Below are 21,122 nucleotides of genomic sequence, written 5' to 3' on the forward strand. Positions count from 1 at the left end.
GAAAGCGATCGCAGGTTAAAAATTATCAATGTATTTTCTCAGAAACACTAATTGATTTGCCATCTTCTCGGCTTCTAAACTTTCTACTAACTTCAACAAGCCTCGCAACTGTTCTCCAATTGCATAGCTCTGCTTCGCAGCGAGTACAATACCTGAATGCTCTTGTTGCTGTTCGAGATAAGCTTTATGCAATCGACAAAAATCACCAACATTGAAACTATAAATAACGCGTCTCTGTTCCGTTGCCCAGATTAATTGGCTATCATCAGATGATCCTAATCTATCTGCTTCAGCCGTTGTCATTACGTCAATCCCTGCATTGCGTAAACCATTAGTTAAAGATTTTTTGCCAGCATCTTCATCTAAATAGAAACAAATTTGACTCATGCAAAATTCCCTGACATCCACTTCGTTTCCAGTGCATTACATTCTGCTTTATATGAAGCAATTTCTCTATCCATTGCTTCCTGATTAGCATAGTAATAAGCAAGTGCCGCGTAAACTTGCGCTAGAGATAAATATGGATATTCTGTCACAATATCTTGAGGAGATAAGTCTGCTTGAGAATCCATCACAATATTTTGAACCGTCATCCGCGTACCAGCAATGCAAGGACGACCTCCAGCAACTTGAGGTGTTTTCACAATTAGGGTTCCAATATCAACTATTGCTACCATATTTTTTCAACTCTAACTGAATTAATGAATCTTCCACATCTATTCCATTATTTAATAATAGATTAGCAGTTCTGGCTCTAACAAAGTTTGCAACCGTATTTAATGATCCCCTATCTGTAACTTTCCCTGATCCTGACCACTAGGAGAAAGTCGCTACGTTATTATTAGCCTATTGCTCATACTAATAGAGCGGGAAAAATTAGAATTATCAGCGCCCGAAAAGCTATCAGCAAATAGAGGAAGTTTTATGAAGAAGGAAATTTAGAACGAAATGGAAGATGAATTACGTCCTGAGTAAGACTTCGCTCAAATGCAGGTAGGCGTTAGGGGTAAATAAGTTGAGAGATATCGTACACAAACAAACTTAGTGCGTTTAGATCCCGATGTTGCCGAAGCTTTTCCCAACGATGAAGCAGTGAATAAAGCATTAAGATTACTAATAGAGATTGCCCAGCGCCAGCAGACAAACACTACTGTACAGCGAATAGAATAATATTTGTCAGCAATACTTTAATTACGATCGCCATAACTCATACGAAAGGTTATTAGTGGGAAGCGATCGCCATTTAGCAGATATTCTTACAGAAAGCGATCGCCGATCCATTCCATGACTCTATAAGCCAAGGAGTAGGCGTAGACTGCCGTAGACACTCCAGATGTACGGAGTTTTTTCAGAAATCAAATCATAGTCCTATATCAAACTTACAATTTTGCCGTCTTTAATGAGAAAGATATTCAATATTTCAGAGAAATAAGGCTTGAGGAAGAAGAGCTTAAATTGCTTATGCTTTATACTCTTAGTAGGCGAACAGCTTAGAGTCAAGAAACAATGATATCTCTAAACTTTCTCGTGGATAATGTACATAAGTCAAGATACAAGAATAAAGTTACATGACTAGTACGTAAATTCAGCAAATTTGTATCAAATGCAGCAACTGTCGGAGTTATCGCTACAGAAGAATAAGCTGCAACAGTGCTTTGCTGATATGGTAATAGGTCAGCTAGTTTCTCAGCCTTTCTCATAGATACCTGTTTTTTTGTTAGTATTCAAAGAAACCAATAGATAGATTTACTGCTCAATTGTTGTTTGTAAGTAATTCTCAAAAACCGTAACAAAAAGGATAAAGCACCTGAGGTTTAATGTCTGATTATTTCCAAGGAAATTTACCATTACAATCCGTCTCGGTAGCCAAGAGCGCTATTAGGAGTCCACAGGCTGAAACTGAGTCTAGTGGAGAATTAGCTCTAACCATCGCCGAAGCAGCATCAGACCGCAAAGCAGGCGATATTCTAGTGCTGAGAGTAGCAGATGTCTCTTACTTAGCAGATTACTTTGTGATGTTGACTGGCTATTCTAAGGTGCAAGTGAGAGCGATCGCCGATGCAATTCAACATGAAGTAGAAACCAAATGGCAACGACGGCCATTGCGGACAGAAGGCAAAGTGGAGGGCAGTTGGGTACTACAAGACTACGGCGATATCATTGTGCATATCATGATGCCAAAGGAACGGGAGTTTTATAATTTAGAAGCATTCTGGGTTCATGCAGAACGCATTCCCCTACCAAAATCTGATGAGGATGAGGGTAAGCCAACATGATGAAGTCGTCGCTGGCAAATTGTCCGGTTCCCGTAGACCAACAACCACTGAATGAGTACGAAGAGTTAAAAACCTCCTGGCTGTTTCGTGATTGCGCCTTAAATTGGCGGGAGTATGCCACAAAATTAATTTGGATTTGGAGTTTATCTTGGCTGGTGGCTGGGCCAGTAGCAGCAGCCAGCTTTCCCCCAAATAAACAACTGGTTCATTTTCTGTTGTGTGGGGCAGCCGGGGCTAGCGTCGGAGTAGTCCTAAGCTTGGTAAGACTATACTTGGGCTGGCTGTATGTGCGCGATCGCCTCTACAGTATGACTGTCTTCTACGAAGAATCAGGCTGGTACGATGGCCAAACTTGGATCAAGCCCCAAGAAGTTCTCACCCGCGATCGCTTGATTGTCACCTACGAAATCAAACCCATTCTCCAACGGTTACAATTTACTTTCACTGGCTTGGCGGGACTCTTTCTTATTGGTACTATAGTTTGGCATTTGTTTTAAATAGTCATGAGTCAGTAGTCAGTAATCAACTGACGACTCACAACTGGCAACTTACAAAAAAAGAGATAAATATTAACCCATGACAATGGGAAAGCGCACTCAAGCCCCAGCACTGGAAGTCCGGTTGCTGCGTGAAGGTATTATCGAATCGAAGCATATAGTCCAAGCTGTTGTTTGCGATGAACGGGGACGAGTGCTTAGTGTTGCCGGTAACTCGGAAACAGCTACATTCGTCCGTTCAGCACTCAAACCATTTCAGGCACTTGCAGTCACTACTACAGGGACACTGGAACGCTACGATTTGAGCGATCGCGACCTAGCAATTATTACCAGTTCCCACAAGGGTACAATCGAGCAAGTGAGGCAGGCATTTAACATCCTGTGGCGTGCTGACCTTGACCCTTCTGTACTCCAGTGTCCAATTCCGCAAGGAAAACGCAGCCCTCTTGAATATAATTGCTCTGGTAAGCACGCAGGAATGTTGGCTATTTGTCAACAACGCCATTGGCCTTTAAATAACTACATGGATCGCAAACACCCAGTACAGCAGTTAGTTCTGACTAAGGTTGCAGAGTTATTGCGAATGCCAGCAGCAGAATTTATCAGCGCCCACGATGACTGTGGCGTACCTACTTATCTACTGCAATTAGGTCAAATTTCTTCTTTATATGCGCTTTTAGCTGCCAGTAACAACCTAGATATGGAACGCATTGTCCGAGCCATGACTCATCACCCGTCAATGGTAGCAGGAGATGGAGAATTTGATACGGAACTGATGCGCTTAACTCCTGGGGAACTAGTGAGTAAGTCTGGTGCAGAAGGCGTACAGTGCATTGGCAGACTTGGTGAAGGGATGGGATTGACGATTAAGGTCATGGACGGCGCTAAACGGGCAAAATATGCCGTTGCTATTCACCTCCTCCAGCAGATGGGTTGGATTACTCCCAGCATTGCCGAAAGCTTGGCAGAAAAATTTATGAACCCAGGCAAATACACGCGTTTAGAGGTTGTTGGAGAATTATCGCTTTTATAGTTGCCAAACTTTTGAGTTTGGGTTATACTTGAAAAGTCAAGAAAAACGACGCGGGATAGAGCAGCCTGGTAGCTCGTCGGGCTCATAACCCGAAGGTCAGTGGTTCAAATCCACTTCCCGCCACCAACTTATAAACAGCAAAACCTCACAATCTTTGAAGATTATGGGGTTTTGTTTTATTTTGATCTATTCTTGAGTTGGGATCTTCCAAAAAGCGCGGAGAATCATGGTTGTGAAGTTGCAACGACCAATTTTAGTAGGAGGATTAGGATTATCCTTTTCCTTGTGGATGCTACAAAGTTGGCATCATTCAATAGTGCAGTTGGGTGAACTAAGTTTATTGAGTGTCTTAGCGGTTGGTGGTGGCTTGTGGTTGTTCAAGCACAAACTACCAAAAGATAGTTCAGAACAGCTAAATGGTATGCTCTTTGACAGAGCTACGGCAGAAAGTGCGATCGCTAAAACTGAAGCCGTAATCAATCAATTAGCCCAAGAAGCCGAAAACCATCAAGCTTTAGGCACATTACGGAATCAACTTGCCCAATTGTCGGCGGAGTTAGACAGACAGGAAATTCGGCTAGCTGTAACTGGTGGACAAGGGGTTGGTAAAAGCACGTTAATTCAAGTGCTGGAGTCTAATTACACACCAGAAAAGCAGCAAACAATCCGTTTCCAAGAAACAGCGCCACTGCTTAAGGAATTGAGTAGTCATGCAGATACTAATATTCTGGCAGAAGCGGCAAAATCGGATGCTGTCCTGTTTTTGACTAACGGTGATTTGACAGATTCAGAATTCCAAGCATTACAGCAGATAAAGGCGCTGAATCAACCAAAAATCCTGGTTTTCAACAAACAAGACCAGTACTTACCAGATGAACGTGCTAGTGTTTTGCTGTCACTACAACAGCGAGTCCAAGATTATGTAGTTGCTGTTTCCGCTTCTCCTCTACCTATCAAAGTGCGGAAACATGAAACTGATGGTGTTGTGCAAGAGTGGATGGAACAACCAGCGCCTGATATTCAACAGTTAACCCTGGAATTAAGCGAACTTTTGGCACAACAAAGTCAACAATGGGTGTGGACAACCACTGCAAGACAGGCATTCTTACTGAAATCTGAGGCGAAAAACTACTTGAATGGGGTAAGATGCGATCGCGCTACCCCAGTTATTGAACAATATCAGTGGATAGCTGCGGCTGCGGCCTTTGCTAACCCAGTTCCAGCATTAGATATTTTGGCAACTGCGGCGATTAATGCTCAAATGGTCATGGATTTGGGTAATATCTATCAGCAGAAGTTTTCCCTGGAACAGGCGCAAACTGTAGCCGGAACAATGGGAAGTTTGATGCTGAAATTGGGTTTAGTGGAACTTTCTACTAAAGCCATTGGTATTGTTCTCAAAAGTAACGCCGTTACCTTTGTGGCTGGCGGTTTAGTTCAAGGCGTAAGTGCAGCTTATCTCACCAGAGTAGCGGCTTTAAGCCTAGTAGCTTATTTTGAGCAACAGGAAATCGCGTTAGATTCTGGAAGTAATTTGAACGTAGACAAGTTACGCCAAACCTTACAAAATGTCTTCCAACAAAGTCAGCAGGTGGCTTTTCTGCAAGGTTTTGTCAAGCAAGGTGTGAAGCGTTTGCTACCAGAAGTACAGCAGGTTGAAGTTGTGAGTTAATTTCGCGCATTCCCCGCTAGAGGTTATCGCAGAGTAGGTGCAGAGGCGCTAAGAGAAATCTTGCGTCTTTGTGCTGTTAAGTAATCTCAAGTTCTGTTAATTGCTTGTAAGCTATTCTGCTTTTAAGTTGCGTAATCCATCGTGAAGGCTGTTGACCGTTAACAGTTAACAGTCAACAGCCCTTCTTAGTAGTTATGCAATTTAGGCGCGCATTAGCTTAATAAGCTACTCAATCACCTAATACTATTAAATTATTCAATTCATAAATGAGTGTTAAACCGCAAATATTTTCATTTTTTGCTGGTTCAGGATTGCTTGATTTAGGTTTTGAAACAAGCGGGTTTAATATTGTTTATGTGAATGAAATTTTTCCCCCTTTTATGGCAGCATATCGCTATTCGAGGGAGATATTGAATTTACCTTTACCAGAATATGGATATGATCAAGGGGACGCAGCAGATGTCTCTAAATTGCTTGAAGGTTCCCCAGCAAAACGTCTATTAGAGTTGGTTCAAGATTGTCGTAAATCTAATAATATTGTGGGCTTTATTGGCGGGCCTCCCTGTCCTGACTTTTCTATTGGGGGCAAAAATAGGGGTTATTTGGGTGATAATGGTAGACTTTCTTCAGCTTATATAGAATTAATTTGTCAAAACTTGCCAGATTTCTTTTTATTTGAAAATGTCAAAGGTTTGTGGCGTACTAAAAAACATCGTCATTTTTTTGAATCTTTGAAAAGAAAGTTAACGGCTTCAGGCTATCTATTAACAGAACGGGTAATTAATACTATTGAATATGGTGTACCACAAAATAGAGAAAGAATAATTCTTTTGGGTTTTATTAAAAGTCTTTTTAATGATTTGTGGGACATAAATAGCCATAATCAAAAAAGGGTTGAATTTATTTTTCCTTGGAAAAGTAAAGTTTTATGTCCTAAAGAAAAAGTGTTTGCTTATCCCTGGATTCAAATTGAACCATTTAGAGAAAATTCTCTAGTTTCTTGCCCTAATAATATTCCTCAAGAACTGACGGTTGAATACTGGTTTAGGAAAAATGATGTAATAAACCATCCTAATTCTCAACATTATTTTCAACCAAGGGCAGGTATTCTCAAATTTGCGAGTGTTGCAGAAGGAGATGATTCTAAGAAATCTTTCAAACGTCTACATAGATGGCGTTATTCTCCTACAGCTTGCTATGGCAATAATGAAGTGCATTTACACCCTTACAAAATACGGCGAATTTCTGTAGCAGAAGCTTTGGCTATACAGTCTTTACCTGCAAAGTTTGCCCTACCAGAAAATATGTCACTGACTAATATGTTTAAAACTATTGGTAATGGTGTGCCATATTTAGCATCCAAAGCGTTGGCTGAGTCTATTCTTGATTTCCTAAATACTGGTATCAAAAAACAATTAGAATGATTCTGAAACTCCAATCATTGTCAAGTTAAATAAAATACTTGCGTAGCTTTATTAACACTCTATGATTTGGTAAACAAAATTCCAAAACACCTACTTTTCCAGCTAGACTCGCAACAGATGTGCTTTAATTTATGTAAAGGGTATTAATTTTTTATAAAGCTTTATCATCAATCACTAACAAAAGGCAACAATGGCAGCAGGCTATCCGAATATTGATATTGCGCCATTTATCGATCACGCCCTGTTAACGCCAACGGCTACTCCAGAGCAGGTTGACCAATGGTGTGAACAAGCAGACAGATATAATTTTGCGTCGGTTTGTTTGTATCCTACTTATGTAAAGCAAGCAGCAGAAATTCTCCACGGCAAAAAACCTAAGGTTTGTACGGTAATTGGTTTTCCTACTGGGGCTACGACTCGCTCAGTCAAATTGTATGAGGCACTGGAAGCGGTGGAGAATGGAGCCACAGAGCTAGATGTAGTCATCAATTTGGGCTGGTTGAAATCTGGTAATACGGAAGCAGTACACCGGGAAATTGCCGAAATTTGCGAAGAGACTGGGCAAGTAGTTAAAGTAATTTTGGAAACAAACTTACTGACGGATGCGGAAAAAAAAATCGCAGCCGACATAGCAATGGATGCAGGAGCCACCTTCTTAAAAACCAACACAGGTTGGAATGGCGGTGCTACAGTGGCAGATGTGCGGCTTTTAAAAGACATCACACGGGAAAGAGTGGGTATAAAAGCATCTGGTGGAATTCGCACCCTCAATCAAGCCTTAGACTTAATATTAGCGGGTGCGACTAGATTAGGTACGTCTCGTGGTATCGATTTAATCCACCAGCGAGATAACCCGGAAAAAGTTGAATAGTCATTCGTTTTTGTCCTAAGTCATTTGTCCTTTGTCTTCACTAACGACCAATGACTAAGCGCAAAGTCGAGCCACTGCGTTCCTGTCGCTCTGCGTCGGAAAGCAAGTGGCGTTGAGCGGAGGTTTCCTCCGAACAGAACTTTGTAAGAGATGACCAACGACTAATGACCAACGACTAATGACCAATGACTAATGAATAAAACTTATAAAGCAACTGGTATTAATCTGAAAGCCCAAGCAATGGGAGAATCAGACAGAATAGTGACAATTTTGACACAAGAATTCGGTTTGATTCGCGCGATCGCTCCAGGGTCAAGAAAACATAACTCCAGCCTTGGTGGTAGGAGCGGGATGTTTGTCGTCAATGAACTACTGATTGCTAAGGGGCGATCGCTTGATAAAATTACTCAAGCTCAAACCATCAAAACTTATCCAGGTCTGGCAAAAGATTTGGGTAAATTAGCTGCTAGTCAATATCTAGCAGAAATAGTTCTTTGTCAGGCTTTAAGTGAACAACCACAAGAGGAACTATACGAATTACTAAATGAACATCTCCATCGCTTGGAAGAATTGCCCAAAGGAGAGTCGTTTGGTGTCCTCGCTTACCTAGCTCATGCAGTTTTTCACCTTTTAGCGTTGGCTGGACTTACCCCACAAGTACAAATTTGTTGTCTAACTCAACGCTCGTTAATACCTGATTTTGCAGATCCCAACTGGCGGGTAGGTTTTAGCATTGCAGCTGGGGGGATAGTTTGCTTAGAAGCTTGGGAAGGCTTGCGACAAGAAGCGAGAAAAGAATCAAAAGAAAAGTTACTTCCTCATCCTGTAACTCCTGCTTACCAAACAGTTGTACATCGGCAAGAAATACCAGTAATTTCTGCTCGGTTAAATTCTGTAGAACTTGGGATGCTCCAACAGCTCTCACAACCAGAGATAATGCAAATTAACACTACCAGTGATGCCAGCTGGTTATCTGTGGAGCAGATTTTGCGTCAGTATGCTCAGTATCATTTAGGTCGCCCTATTCGCTCCGCCACTTTGATTGACTCTTATTTTGCTGCCAACCATGATGCAACCGTCTGATTTGGATAGAAAAATTCTGCCATTGCCGCCCAGCCACACCAAAAGACAGAATAGGGCATCAGATCCTACAGCACAGGCTCACTTAAGTGCTGTTCCCTATCCTGTAACCAATCACAAAGATAGCCAGGAATCATCTGACCAAGATGTTCCTACCAATGAGAAAAGTGGTATTTCGCAAAATCCCCAAGCCGATTTACCCAATGAAACAGATAAACAATCCTCAGAGCCATTAAAGATATTGGAGTTTAATGGTCATGGGCAGAGTGTACCAGTAGTTACTACTCCAGAAGCAATAACAGATGACTCCGGTTCTGGCGGGGAAGTCAACTCTGGAGATATTGAACATAAAGGGTTTTTAGCCGTATTCAAAAACCCAAATTTCTTAGCGCTCTGGGGTGGACAAGTCTTCTGTCAACTGGCAGATAAGGTGTATTTGGTATTGATGATTGCCTTAATTAATACTCAGTTCCAGGCAAGTAATCAAAGTATTAGTGGTTGGGTGTCAGCATTGATGATGGCTTTTACCATACCAGCCGTGTTGTTTGGTTCTGTGGCTGGCGTATTTGTGGATAGGTGGTCAAAAAAGGCTGTGTTAGTAGCGACAAATGCTTGGCGCGGTATTTTGGTTTTAGCTATCCCTTTGTTGCTGTGGTTAACTCATGATTGGCAACCCATCGGAGTTTTACCCGTAGGCTTTCTCATCATTTTGGGTGTGACATTTTTGGTGTCCACATTGACACAGTTTTTTGCTCCAGCAGAACAAGCCACAATTCCCTTGGTGGTGAAAGAACAGGATTTACTTTCGGCTAATTCACTATACACAACCACAATGATGGCTTCGGTGATAGTGGGTTTTGCGGTGGGAGAACCACTACTGGCAGTTGCCGATGGTATTTGGTCGCAACTAGGGGGTAATAATGGCTTTGGCAAAGAACTTTTGGTTGGTGGTAGTTATGCGATCGCCAGTATAATTTTGCTGTTGTTGGTAACTCACGAAAAAACCCACGCACCAGAAACAGAATTTCCCCACGTATTTTCAGACTTACGGGATGGATTACGCTACCTCAAAGAAAATTACCGTGTCCGTAACGCTCTATTGCAATTGATGATTTTATTTTCTGTCTTTGCCGCCTTAACTGTTTTAGCAGTACGCATGGCAGAAATTATTCCTAATATCAAAGCTTCCCAATTCGGTTTTTTACTAGCGGCTGGCGGCGTTGGTATTGCGGCTGGTGCGACAATTTTGGGTCAGTTTGGTCAACGCTTCTCCTATACTCAACTGAGCCTGTGTGGTTGTTTAGGTATGGCAGCGTCCTTAGTTGGTCTTTCTATTTTCACGACACAACTAGGACTGGTGTTACTTTTAGTAACATTGATGGGTGTTTTTGGCTCTTTAATTGGTATACCTATGCAGACAGCCATCCAAACAGAAACCTTGCCGGAAATGCGTGGTAAAGTATTCGGTCTGCAAAATAATGTGATTAATATTGCTCTGTCCCTACCTTTGGCATTAGCAGGTGTGGCAGAAACTTTTGTGGGATTACAAGCTGTCTTTTTGGCATTAGCAGCGATCGTCTTTTCAGGAGGTATCTTAACTTGGTATAACTCTCGTGATTAATTCCCTAATTTTGGGGTTAATTATAGATTTTGCTTTCATGCTAAACTGAGTGCAGAAAATTTATTAAAACCTTGCTGGGAATCAATTGGAGATGAGCCAGTATAATTGGTTGTGAATGTGATACACATCTACAACCAAAAGACAAATTAAGCTTATAGATTATCTGGTTTAGCCACCCTAAAACTAAGCTTTTAAACTGGTTAAAAGTGAAGATATACACTTAGTAGTCATTATCAACTGCTTAAACCGAAAAAGATATGGAAAAGGTATTTAGAGAAGAGAGTTTAAAGATTAATCTTTTTACTCAGTACGCGGCTCAAAAACTGCAACCTCTAACTGCACTTTTTCAAGATATCCAGCAAGTACAACAAGATCAACAACAAAAAATCACAAGAAATAATCAATCACGCTCTTCTGATAGCCGGTAAAGAATGCGTATAGCTTGGATTGGAAAAAAATCACCCTTTTGTGGCAATGTCACTTACAGTAGAGAAGTTACAAATGCCTTACTAGACAGGGGACATGAAGTCAGTTTTCTCCACTTTGCTCAAGAAGAAACTGAACCTGACAACTGGCCGAAATTCCAAGAAGTGCCTCTACCCTTCATTTATAAGTCCCAGGTCTACACAATTCCAACGTTCAAAGCGACAAAGCTTTTAACTGATTCACTGCGAGAAATCAAGCCAGATATTGTCCATGCGTCTCTGACTTTATCTCCTCTAGACTTTTTTCTACCAGAAATTTGTGACCAACTGAACTTGCCCCTAATTGCCACATTTCACACTCCATTTGCAGGCAAAGGCGCAAAACTGATATCAGGAACACAACTTTTAGCTTATCAACTATACGCGCCTTTTTTGGGTAACTACGATCGCGTCATTGTCTTTTCCCAAATTCAGCGAGAACTATTAGCAAGTATGGGTGTGCGGGAGAAAAATATCGCAGTTATCCCCAATGGTGTGGATACCAGCAAATACTCTCCTGGGTCTTCTCTTGTGAAAAAAGAATTTCAAGCGGAACGATTGTTTGTCTACCAAGGAAGAATCGCCCCAGAGAAAAATGTAGAATCCCTGTTAAGAGCTTGGAAGCAAGCTAACATGGGTGCTGATAGTAAGTTATTAATGGTTGGAGATGGGCCTTTGAGAGCTACTTTAGAACCCTTTTATGGTTCTGAGTATGGCATTATCTGGTTGGGATTTGTTGCTGACGAAGACCGACGCATACAGATTCTCCAGGGTGCAGATGTATTCATTTTACCTTCCCTAGTTGAGGGTTTATCCTTATCTCTGTTAGAGGGTATGGCTTGTGGACTGGCTTGTTTAGCAACCGATGTGGGCGCTGACGGCGAAGTGTTGGAAAAAGGTGCTGGTGTAGTCATGAATACCAAAACTGTGCGATCGCAATTACGCACCCTTTTACCACTATTCCAAGACCATCCAGAGTTAACAACAGTGCTGGGACAAAAAGCTAGAAAGCGCGTGGAAGAACGCTACACATTAGAGAAGAATATTACTCATTTAGAAGAACTTTATCGTGAAGTTTTAGCACAGCAACCTGTAAAACTCAGTTGGGGAGCATAGTCCAATCCCATAGTTTAGATTTAAGGCCTCAGCAAAACTGTTGCTTTAGGATATTTTGACTTTAAAACATCTGTGATGTGTTCGTTTAACGTGACTGCATCATGAAATTCTTTTGACTCCTGTAATGCCTCATATAATGAAAGGATTTCTGGCGACGATAAATTCGTAAAAGTGCGTAATTCAGTAATATCTAATCTCCGATTAAATTCATTTACAGTATGCCGCCATTGATGTAGTAACAAAAATAATTCACTATCCTGACCCTCTGCAAACACCCCAGAGGCGATCGCCGTTTCGTTAACTGACATAATTAATCTAGGGAAGACTAGGGGGCGGCCTAGCCTATGGTAGCTAGCCTGAAATCGACTATCAGCTAATATTTCAGCATTTGAACTGCGCTCATTTAATAAAGCACGTAACAATTCTGTTCTCTTTTCATTTGCTGTTGCCCATCTTTCACCAAAAATACCCGTAATTGTTGCTAACAGCCCTAAAGTTGTCAATAGGGGTTCAAAATCTTTTTCTGTAGACCACCAGACAATAGCTAAAATAAACCCCAGAATTAGAGGAAAAAATGTGACAAATGTCACTAAATTTTTCATATTAAAAGCACTATATATTATTCAAATTGGGTATATTTTAACTTTTGGGAGTCCATAAGCTATCTTTTACAGTAGTTCTTGAAGTATGAGGTGCAAGTAGAAGTAAATCCATACCAAATCCATTTTTGATGCGTGGTTCCAAGGTTGTATGGAGATTATCAACTAACACCAAATTACTATCTGATATGATTTTGGTGATGCCAGAAGCGACATATTTTCGAGTTAAGAGTAAGCGAATCGTGTCTTCTGGTTCAAAGTTTATGAGTGAGCGGTCTGGCAACATAACATTAATATTATTACCAGTTAAATTACGGTATAAAACCTTGACCAGCAGTGCTTTATCTGACTCTACCTCACCTTCAAAGAAAACACTATTTAAATCAATATGTAAATCAGTATTTTGCAGTAACGCACTGGTGACAAACTCTCTAAATGATTTCGTTTTTGCGTACTCAATTGCTGCTTTTTGTGATGCTTCTTCGCTTAATTCTTCAGTAGTTGCCACTTCCAGGAGAAGCTTATCTCCATTACGCAAAAGTTGAGAGAGAGTTTTCAACAAATCTCCATCTTGTTGGAAATTAGCTAGTGTATTCCCTAATAAAGAAAACAGGACTGGGTTATCATCTAAAACGTGGTCGAGCAGTTTCCGCAACTCTTTAACATTTGTATCAATAGAGAAATCAATTTGAATAGGTAGGACATGACTACCCTTCATTTGTGAACCTTGAGTTGCCTTTTGTACACCCAACCGGAGCATCTCCGAACTCATATCTACTGGAAAATAGAATATATCAGGATGAGTCTTAAGTAGCAAACTCAAAATGAATTGGTCTTTTTCTCCTGTACCTACACCTAAGCTGACATAGTGATATTTCTGATCTTTTATGTTGTGAGAATATATTTGATTCCATCGTGGTCTAAAAGATTCTATACTCTGTTTCATCACCAGATAGAATCTATCATTGCAAGCATAATCCCAAGCTATTGTTGGCGCTATACCCCAGTAGGAAAAGCCAGATAAAATTTCTTTGCCATCACCTGTCCTAGAAAATTCACCTCTCAATTCTTGTGTGAGTTCTGCTAATTTATTCGATTGATCTTCACCGATAAAACAGAGACTCCATCCCAAGCCTGGTTCATTGGGAGAATTTTCTAGTAGCTTGACAAAATTTAACGGTGCCATCTTTAGCCTAGTTGCTTGATCAGTTTATATGATGAGTATTCTGTCAGCTTTTAGACGCTACCATGCCTTGATGAATCCTGTAAAGTGCTAAAGAGAATTTACTTGATGATTAAGTAATAGTGATTCAGGTATGCCGTGATAAAGACCAACCCAAACTCGTTGGCTGTTGATAAATTTGCTTCAAAGTATTGACATCTCTGGGAGAAATCGGTGGTGGGTTGCGGACTTGGGAAAAATATAAAGCATCGCTTGGTAGTGAACTATGCCCCCAAATTCCCAAGGCGTGACCGAGTTCGTGGCGGGCGGCGGCTAGGAGATAGTTACCTGTTTGGGTAGGACTCAATAGGATAGTAAAGCGATGTGATAAGACGTTATTCTTTGTGTATAATTCGTAGCGGGTGAGAGCAGAACGCGCGCGGGGGATTTTATCTTTACCTATTTCTAACGGTGGGGTTTTGCGCTCAATGGTAATATCGGCAACTTCAGACTGTTCTACAATTACCAAAGGCAAATAATTAGCCCATTCCTGCACAGTTGTGAAAACACTATCAACCCATATTTGCGCCTGTTGTGCGTTAATTAGTTGTGGTCTTTTGATATGAACTCGCACGGGAAATTGTGACCACACTAAATAACCGACATCAGTAGTTGTAACTTGAGAAAAGTAATCACCGCTATTGGTGCTGTCTTGCCATTGTGCGAGGGTAGACGGTAGAGGATGGGGTTTTAGAGATGATGGGGATGAAGGGTTGGCGTTACTAAGTTGGAGACTAGTGAAAATAATGAGCAGCCCTGTACCTATAAATAAGGCGAGGGCTGCTAGTAAGTGCTTTGATCGAAAATTCTTGAGGGTGTTAGGTTTTGGGTATTGAATTTTATTCCCCATTTACCTATCTCCCTTTAATGTTATTTAGGTAGCCAACCTGCGCTTAAAACTACTGTTAAACCGAGGAAAATTACTGTCAATGCCCAGGTAACACGGTTTAAGGTATTTTCGGCGCTTTTGGTGCTGCTAAATAGCTGGGCTTGTCCGCCGATCGCTCCAATTCCGTCACCTTTGGGGCTATGGAGTAATACTAATACTATTAAACCAACTGCGGAAAGCGCCCAAATAGCTTGCACGATACTAGTAACTGTCATGGTAGCAATCTCTTTTATAACAAGTTTCAAAAAAGAAGGGTTTGCTAATGAGAGAACAGTTGACGGTTAACTGTTAACTGTTCTCTCATAGCTTAATTAAGACCTACAGGAATAGGGGTGCGACTGAGTTCCACCTCATATTCTGCTGGTTGCAGGAGCGATCGCCCTGTCATTTCTGGTGGTTGGGGTAGCTGTAAAATATCGAGGATTGTGGGTGCAATGTCGGCTAGTTTGCCGTCGCTACGTAGTTCGACATTTGTACCATATCCAGGGATTTTAACTTTTTCGCCTTCCACTAAAATTAAGGGGACTGGGTTAGTTGTGTGAGCTGTCCAAGAATTACCTGCTTCATCTAGCATATACTCGGCGTTGCCGTGATCGGCGGTAATAATTGTTGTTCCCCCGGCTTTGCTCACACCTTCTAACAAACGACCCAAACAGCGATCAACTGTTTCAATAGCCTGTATTGTGGGTTCTATTTGACCAGTATGCCCTACCATATCTGGGTTGGCATAGTTAATGACAATTAGAGAGTAGATACCTTTTTGAATTGCGGCGATCGCTGTATCGGTAACTGCTGCTGCTGACATGGCTGGGGCTTTGTCGTAAGTCGCTACCATTGGACTGCTGACAAGTTCCCTGTCTTCCCCAGCAAAGGGTTCTTCTAAGCCACCGTTGAAGAAATAGGTGACATGGGCATATTTTTCGGTTTCGGCGGTACGAAACTGATTTAAACCCTGATTGGCGATGACTTCACCCAGAATATTGGTCAAGTTCTGTGGCTCAAAGGCTACAGATACTGATAAATCAGAATCGTACTGGGTAAATGTGACAAAAGACAGTGGTTTGATTTGCTCTCTGGCAAAGCCTGTAAATTCAGGGCTGACAAAAGCTTGAGTCAGTTGTCTAGAACGGTCTGGACGGAAGTTAAAGAATATCACCCCATCTCCCGGCTCGACAGCACCAGGAGCAATTCGCACGGGAACGATAAACTCATCATTCACACCTTCCGCATAGGATGCTTGCAAGACATCAACAGCCTTGCGTCCATCACCTGCAACATCTTGGGTCATCACATCGTATGCACGTTGTACCCGATCCCAACGGCGATCGCGATCCATCGCGTAGTAACGACCGCTAACCGTGACAATGCGCCCAATTCCTACATGATTGATGTAGTCTTCCAAGGCTGAGATTGCGTTTATACCATCGGTGGGTGCAGTGTCACGACCATCGGTAATGGCATGAATACAAACTTCAGAAATTCGCTGTTCTTTGGCTAAGTCAAGTAGTCCGAATAGATGGGTGATATGCGAGTGTACACCCCCCTCAGAACAAAGCCCTACTAAATGTAGCTTGCCATTCCGATTGCGAACTTCCTGGCAAATTTTGACAAGAGCTGAGTTGCTGAGGATAGAACCATCCTCCACCGCATCGGAGATTCGTACCAATTCCTGTGGCACGACTCGCCCAGCACCAATGTTCAAATGACCAACTTCTGAGTTACCCATTTGACCTTCTGGCAATCCTACGGCTTTCCCTGATGTGTGGATGAGGGTATGCGGGTAAGCCGTCCATAAACTTTCCATTACTGGAGTCTTGGCGGCAGCAATAGCATTTCCTCGCGTCTCCTCGCAGTAGCCCCATCCGTCTAAAATGACTAGCACCACAGGAGCAACAGGTGCTTTGGTCATAATAAAATTGCCCTTTACTTTTTGTAATACCCGAATGATACCACTGCTACCCGTCACTGCAAGTGAATTTCTGCTTATTAACTTTTCTGATGACAAAAATCTATTTTTTTTAGATTTTCTTTAACCTTAGTAACTGTTGAATATATTTCGTGATAAAAGGGGATGGGTAATAGGTAGTTGGTAATTGAGAAGAAAGCTTACCTATTACCCATTACCTATTACCAGTAGTTTAGATGCTTCACTTCTTTTTGGCAGAAGATTTAGCTGATTTAGCGGCTTTTTTCGCAGCTTTTTCAGCAGCGATCGCCTCTAACCTTGCCGTTTCTTTTTCCTCAGCGATTTTATCCAGATAATAGTGGTAATCACCTAGATAAACTCGGAATTCGCCATCCCGAATTTCAACAATTTTGTTGGCTACTTGAGAAATAAAATAACGGTCGTGAGAAACTACTATCGCCGTACCATCATAATTTCGTAGTGCTTCTTCCAACATTTCTTTTGCGGGAATATCCAGGTGGTTAGTAGGCTCATCGAGAATAATTAAGTTGGCAGGACGTAAAAGCATTTTCGCCAATGCTAGACGTGCCTTTTCTCCTCCACTCAATGCTTCTACTTGCTTAAATACGGTGTCGCCTGTAAACAAAAACTTACCTAAAAGTGTGCGGACTTCTTCATTTTTCCAGTCAGGAACTTCATCATGGATAGTTTCCATAACTGTTTTTTTCAAGTCCAAAGCTTCGGCTTGATTTTGTTCAAAGTAACCAGGAATAACACCGTGTTCCCCTATACCGACACTACCTTCGGTGGGTGGTTCTAAACCCATAATGATCCGCAACAGCGTAGATTTACCTGCACCGTTAGGGCCTAAGAAAGCAATGCGATCGCCCCTTTCAATTAAGAGGTTCGCACCCAAGAACAAAATTTTATCATCGTAGGTATGGGTTAAATCCTTGATTTTCACTACCTCCCGTCCACTGCGGGGTGCAGGTGGAAAGCGGAAATGCAAGGTTCTGACACCAGCCACAGGCGCTTCGATGCGTTCGATTTTATCTAGTTGCTTTTCTCGGCTTTTGGCTTGAGTACTGCGGGTAGCACTGGCGCGGAATCTATCAACAAAAGCTTGCTGTTTCTCGATTTCTTTCTGCTGACGTTCGTAAGCACTCATTTGAGCTAACTGGCTTTCGGCTTTTTGTTCTAGATAAGATGTGTAGTTACCCAGATAAGTACTAGAAACACCGCGTTCAGTTTCCACAATTTGAGTGCAGAGGCGGTCAAGAAACTCCCGGTCGTGGGAGACTATTACCATCGGTGTAGTTAGCTTTTTCAGGTAATTTTCTAACCACTCAATAGTTTCCAAGTCTAAGTGGTTAGTCGGCTCGTCCAGCAGTAAGATATCTGGTGCTTGCAGAAGGATCTTACCCAAACTCATCCGCATCTGCCAACCACCAGAGAAAGCGCTGACGAGGCGATCGCCATCTTCTTGCTCAAATCCCATTTCTGGGAGAATCTTTCCAATGCGCGCTTCTAAACCATAGCCATCCAAACCTTCAAACTGACGCTGCAAACGATCCAATTTGTCGATTAGCTTATCCAGTTCCTCTGGAGTCGCTGTTTGCATATCATGTTGTACTTGAGTTAAAGCTAACTGTACTTGGTTGGCCTCCTTAAATACAGTCCAAAATTCTTCTCTGACGGTGCGGCTAGGATCTACCTCAAACTCTTGGTTAAGATAGGCTATGTGCAAGCTAGCAGGACGAATAATTTCCCCAGCCGTCGGTTCTATCTCCCCAGTGATAATTTTTAGCTGAGTCGATTTTCCTGCACCGTTGACACCGACTAAACCAATGCGATCGCCTGGTTTCACTTCCCAGTTGATATCTTTGAGAACTTCGCCTGTAGGATAAATTTTACTAATATGTTCTAATCGCAGCATCAAGTTTCTCTCAGTTAGGAATTATGGTTAGTTGCGGACGAAGTACCAATACTGTGTCCAATATTAACAAAAATTAACCAATAATTTGTCTTAAGAAACTCTTACCAAACGAAAGGTTAAATTTATCTTGTTTAATTACCGCTTTGGGCGTTAGGAGACTGCTGTTACCTGTTTTCTTGGCATTCATTTAAGTGGCGTTGGGAATTGCCCACGATATCCTGGTTTTTGTGAGTAATTCTCACTCTAAAAATACTGAGATTTTTTAAATAATCAAATCGGATTTCTATACTGATTTGAAAATGGGTGGAGAGGTAGCCTCAGGCAATTCATTTAAGTAAATTTGCCTGACTCACCGACTAATAAAAGATTCCCAATAACAATATCCTTACTCTTTCTTGGGTATAAAATCGTGCATAAATATTATTTAAGGAGTATAAATTCTGGTAATTCCTCTTAAACAAAATATCGTAGTATAAAAATACTCATAAATAAATACATAGTTTCTCAAGTAAGAAATAAGACAAAAACACTGATGTTGCCAGAAAAACATCTACAGCGTAAACGAGAGGCTTTACAAGAACAATACGATATTTCTAGCGAGAAGTTATTGGAACTCAGGCGCAACTATGCCATTGAAGTGGACGTTTCCGTTCGTTTCAAGTTAGTCAAGCAAATTGAGCAACTGGAAGCAGAACTTGATGAAGTGGCAAAACATCTTGATAGTATCGATAAAACTTCCGAGAGTGAGCGTTTATACTATGCTTTGTTAAAGTTAGGTTATCAAAATCAAATCAGATCATTTAAAAAATTTATTGACACCCAATCCATCGGTGCTTTTTTAATACATGGCTCTTTGTATTATGGGCAACGCTGGCTATTAAATCGGTTAGCAAGAAGACACGTACCGCAGAACATTCCCAGCAAGAACGTCATCGTAGACCTCAGTCGTATTGCTCGTCAGAGTGACATAACGGCTTTGTGGCGTGAACTTAGTTCTCGTGTTGGCTTGGGTAGACAAAGCCCTGTTTCAGAAATTACCGAACGTGTTTATAAATGGTGGCAAACACAGAATGTCTTGCTAGTTTTTCATAATGTGCATATCCTACCTGAAGCTTTTCTACAAAATTTACTCCAAGATTTTTGGCTACCGCTAGCTGTCAAAGCTAAAAACGCGGCTACTCAAGATCAGCAGTATAAGTTACTAATGTTTCTCATTGATTATGATGGCTGCGTAGATTCTTGGAATATGCCCTTTGTAGACAAGCTGCTTCCTACATGGAAACCAGATACTCCGGTTAAGCTACCAGTAATTACTGAGTTTTCGGAAGATGAACTAGAAAACTGGCTCTGGCAAGGATATGAAACAGAAGAACTACCTTCTGCATTGACAGCAGAAGATGTAGAACAAATAGTTCAAATAATTATGCAAAATAGCGATAATGGAATTCCAGAACCTGTAATGGAAGAAATTTGCCGTTTATCTGGTTGTGAATGGTGTGAAGAAGAGAGAAAATGGCTGAAGCTATAAGCAATAATCACATACCTGAATATACAGGTAAAATCCAACCCACGCTAGGAGAAAGGGGAGCAAATGGGCAACTTTTATACCCCTATCTACCGAGTCCTGAATTAATTGAAGTCGTAAATCTGGCAATTTACCTCAAGCGACCTTTGTTACTTAAGGGAGAACCAGGTTGTGGGAAAACTCAACTAGCAAATGCTGTAGCTTACGAACTAGGTTTGAATCTAGAAGCTTGGTACGTCAAATCGACTAGTCGGGCTAAGGACGGTTTGTATAGTTATGACGCTGTTGGCAGACTGCGAGATGCCCAACTTGCAGCATCTGGTTTACTCAGCCCAGAAAAAGTACAGAAAATTGACGAACCATCTGCCTATGTGCGCTGGGGGCCATTGGGAAGGGCATTTCTACAAGAAAAGCCGACGGTGGTGTTGATAGATGAAATTGATAAGGCAGACATTGATTTTCCCAATGATCTGCTACTAGAGTTAGACGAGCGGCGTTTTATTGTGGAAGAAACAGGTGAGCAAGTTGAGGCTAAATCAGAATCACTAGTGTTTATTACGAGTAATGATGAAAAAGATCTGCCTGATGCCTTTCTGCGTCGGTGTCTATTTCATTATGTTGAGTTTCCCAGCATGAAGCGATTAGTAGAAATTATTAACAACCATTTTCCTGTGTCACCAGAACCAGTAGTTAATAAAGCACTTGAGCGCTTTATGGAATTGCGTGATGAAATGAAAAAAGATAAAGGAGATGCCAGTAAAAGAGTTAGTACCAGTGAACTAATTGATTGGTTTCGAGTTTTACGCCGTTATCCTCAAGATGAGATTTTAGAGAAACTGAATGGTCAACTTCCTTACCCTGGCGTACTACTAAAAAGCTGGGACGACCATCGTCGTTTTTTAGCTAATACCAGCACCAATAGTTAAAAGCCTCTTGAAGAAGATACTGGATTTACAAAATAAGCTTGAGACAGAAAAATGATGATTTGTTA

Annotated in this window: 22 protein-coding genes and 1 tRNA gene; 14 read left to right on the forward strand and 9 right to left on the reverse strand. The window is 41.4% G+C overall.

The genetic code is table 11. The annotated features are described in order from the left end of the window. Positions 1–15: 15 nt before the first annotated feature. Both H6G14_RS10825 and H6G14_RS10830 read right to left on the reverse strand, forming a co-directional pair. Positions 16–387: a DUF5615 family PIN-like protein gene (locus tag H6G14_RS10825; RefSeq protein ID WP_190567436.1), complete on the reverse strand. Its 372-nt coding sequence runs from the start codon at positions 385–387 to the stop codon at positions 16–18. Continuing rightward, entirely contained in the window at positions 384–677 is a 294-nt protein-coding gene (locus tag H6G14_RS10830; protein ID WP_190567437.1) for a DUF433 domain-containing protein, read from the reverse strand. Before H6G14_RS10830 ends, H6G14_RS10825 begins: the two co-directional genes overlap by 4 nt. A gap of 367 nt (positions 678–1,044) precedes the next feature. Between H6G14_RS10830 and H6G14_RS34205 the strand changes: the two genes are divergently transcribed. Next, positions 1,045–1,170: a hypothetical protein gene (locus H6G14_RS34205; protein ID WP_338421189.1), complete on the forward strand. Its 126-nt coding sequence runs from the start codon at positions 1,045–1,047 to the stop codon at positions 1,168–1,170. A 326-nt stretch (positions 1,171–1,496) separates the two neighbouring features. Here H6G14_RS34205 and H6G14_RS10840 read toward each other — a convergent pair whose 3' ends face one another. Continuing rightward, positions 1,497–1,700, reverse strand: coding sequence for a hypothetical protein (locus H6G14_RS10840; protein ID WP_190567438.1), 204 nt, complete (start codon positions 1,698–1,700; stop codon positions 1,497–1,499). Positions 1,701–1,817: 117 nt separating this feature from the next. On the opposite strand from H6G14_RS10840, the gene rsfS reads away from it, so the two are divergent. From rsfS to H6G14_RS10895, 11 genes are all read left to right on the forward strand, one after another. Continuing rightward, a complete protein-coding gene (gene rsfS, locus H6G14_RS10845) occupies positions 1,818–2,276 on the forward strand; it encodes a ribosome silencing factor (protein ID WP_190567439.1) in 459 nt (152 codons plus the stop codon). Next, positions 2,273–2,773, forward strand: coding sequence for a CGLD27 family protein (locus tag H6G14_RS10850; protein ID WP_190567440.1), 501 nt, complete (start codon positions 2,273–2,275; stop codon positions 2,771–2,773). The genes rsfS and H6G14_RS10850 overlap by 4 nt, the downstream gene beginning before the upstream one ends. 79 nt (positions 2,774–2,852) lie before the next feature. Further along, positions 2,853–3,806 (forward strand): asparaginase, encoded by a 954-nt coding sequence (locus tag H6G14_RS10855; protein WP_190567441.1) that lies wholly within the window; start codon positions 2,853–2,855, stop codon positions 3,804–3,806. Between the two features lie 49 nt (positions 3,807–3,855). Continuing rightward, positions 3,856–3,932 (forward strand) — tRNA-Met (locus tag H6G14_RS10860). Between the two features lie 100 nt (positions 3,933–4,032). Beyond that, entirely contained in the window at positions 4,033–5,478 is a 1,446-nt protein-coding gene (locus tag H6G14_RS10865; RefSeq protein WP_190567442.1) for a YcjF family protein, read from the forward strand. Between the two features lie 266 nt (positions 5,479–5,744). Then, positions 5,745–6,902 carry a DNA cytosine methyltransferase gene (locus tag H6G14_RS10870; protein ID WP_190567443.1) on the forward strand — a complete coding sequence of 386 codons (1,158 nt, stop codon included), beginning with the start codon at positions 5,745–5,747 and terminating at the stop codon, positions 6,900–6,902. Positions 6,903–7,092: 190 nt separating this feature from the next. Further along, positions 7,093–7,773 (forward strand): deoxyribose-phosphate aldolase, encoded by a 681-nt coding sequence (gene deoC / locus H6G14_RS10875; RefSeq protein WP_190567444.1) that lies wholly within the window; start codon positions 7,093–7,095, stop codon positions 7,771–7,773. A 192-nt stretch (positions 7,774–7,965) separates the two neighbouring features. Then, the gene (recO, locus tag H6G14_RS10880; protein WP_190567445.1) at positions 7,966–8,856 is read left to right on the forward strand and encodes a DNA repair protein RecO; all 891 of its coding nucleotides are present in this window, start codon (positions 7,966–7,968) and stop codon (positions 8,854–8,856) included. Continuing rightward, the gene (locus H6G14_RS10885; RefSeq protein ID WP_190567489.1) at positions 8,843–10,474 is read left to right on the forward strand and encodes an MFS transporter; all 1,632 of its coding nucleotides are present in this window, start codon (positions 8,843–8,845) and stop codon (positions 10,472–10,474) included. The genes recO and H6G14_RS10885 overlap by 14 nt, the downstream gene beginning before the upstream one ends. Positions 10,475–10,731: 257 nt before the next feature. After that, complete coding sequence (locus tag H6G14_RS10890; protein WP_190567446.1) at positions 10,732–10,902, forward strand: hypothetical protein; 171 nt, start codon at positions 10,732–10,734, stop codon at positions 10,900–10,902. A 3-nt stretch (positions 10,903–10,905) separates the two neighbouring features. Continuing rightward, positions 10,906–12,054: a glycosyltransferase family 4 protein gene (locus H6G14_RS10895; RefSeq protein ID WP_190567447.1), complete on the forward strand. Its 1,149-nt coding sequence runs from the start codon at positions 10,906–10,908 to the stop codon at positions 12,052–12,054. 20 nt (positions 12,055–12,074) lie between these two features. On the opposite strand, the gene H6G14_RS10900 is transcribed toward H6G14_RS10895, so the two are convergent. From H6G14_RS10900 to H6G14_RS10925, 6 genes are all read right to left on the reverse strand, one after another. Next, entirely contained in the window at positions 12,075–12,656 is a 582-nt protein-coding gene (locus H6G14_RS10900; RefSeq protein ID WP_190567448.1) for a hypothetical protein, read from the reverse strand. Between the two features lie 37 nt (positions 12,657–12,693). Next, positions 12,694–13,839, reverse strand: coding sequence for an L-histidine N(alpha)-methyltransferase (locus H6G14_RS10905; protein ID WP_190567449.1), 1,146 nt, complete (start codon positions 13,837–13,839; stop codon positions 12,694–12,696). A 124-nt stretch (positions 13,840–13,963) separates the two neighbouring features. After that, on the reverse strand, positions 13,964–14,725 hold the full coding sequence (locus tag H6G14_RS10910; RefSeq protein WP_190567450.1) for a peptidase: 762 nt from the start codon (positions 14,723–14,725) through the stop codon (positions 13,964–13,966). Positions 14,726–14,745: 20 nt separating this feature from the next. Then, a complete protein-coding gene (gene secG, locus H6G14_RS10915; protein WP_010998320.1) occupies positions 14,746–14,979 on the reverse strand; it encodes a preprotein translocase subunit SecG in 234 nt (77 codons plus the stop codon). A gap of 92 nt (positions 14,980–15,071) precedes the next feature. Further along, complete coding sequence (gene gpmI / locus H6G14_RS10920) at positions 15,072–16,673, reverse strand: 2,3-bisphosphoglycerate-independent phosphoglycerate mutase (RefSeq protein WP_190567451.1); 1,602 nt, start codon at positions 16,671–16,673, stop codon at positions 15,072–15,074. 238 nt (positions 16,674–16,911) lie between these two features. Then, positions 16,912–18,606, reverse strand: a complete 1,695-nt coding sequence (locus tag H6G14_RS10925) for an ABC-F family ATP-binding cassette domain-containing protein (protein WP_190567452.1) — start codon at positions 18,604–18,606, stop codon at positions 16,912–16,914. A 532-nt stretch (positions 18,607–19,138) separates the two neighbouring features. Between H6G14_RS10925 and H6G14_RS10930 the strand changes: the two genes are divergently transcribed. Then, positions 19,139–20,134: a hypothetical protein gene (locus H6G14_RS10930; RefSeq protein ID WP_190567453.1), complete on the forward strand. Its 996-nt coding sequence runs from the start codon at positions 19,139–19,141 to the stop codon at positions 20,132–20,134. Then, complete coding sequence (locus H6G14_RS10935; protein WP_190567454.1) at positions 20,119–21,057, forward strand: AAA family ATPase; 939 nt, start codon at positions 20,119–20,121, stop codon at positions 21,055–21,057. Before H6G14_RS10930 ends, H6G14_RS10935 begins: the two co-directional genes overlap by 16 nt. Positions 21,058–21,122 lie beyond the last annotated feature (65 nt).

Origin of the sequence: Nostoc parmelioides FACHB-3921 (genome assembly GCF_014696625.1) — a bacterium.
Taxonomy (GTDB): Bacteria; Cyanobacteriota; Cyanobacteriia; order Cyanobacteriales; family Nostocaceae; genus Trichormus; species Trichormus parmelioides.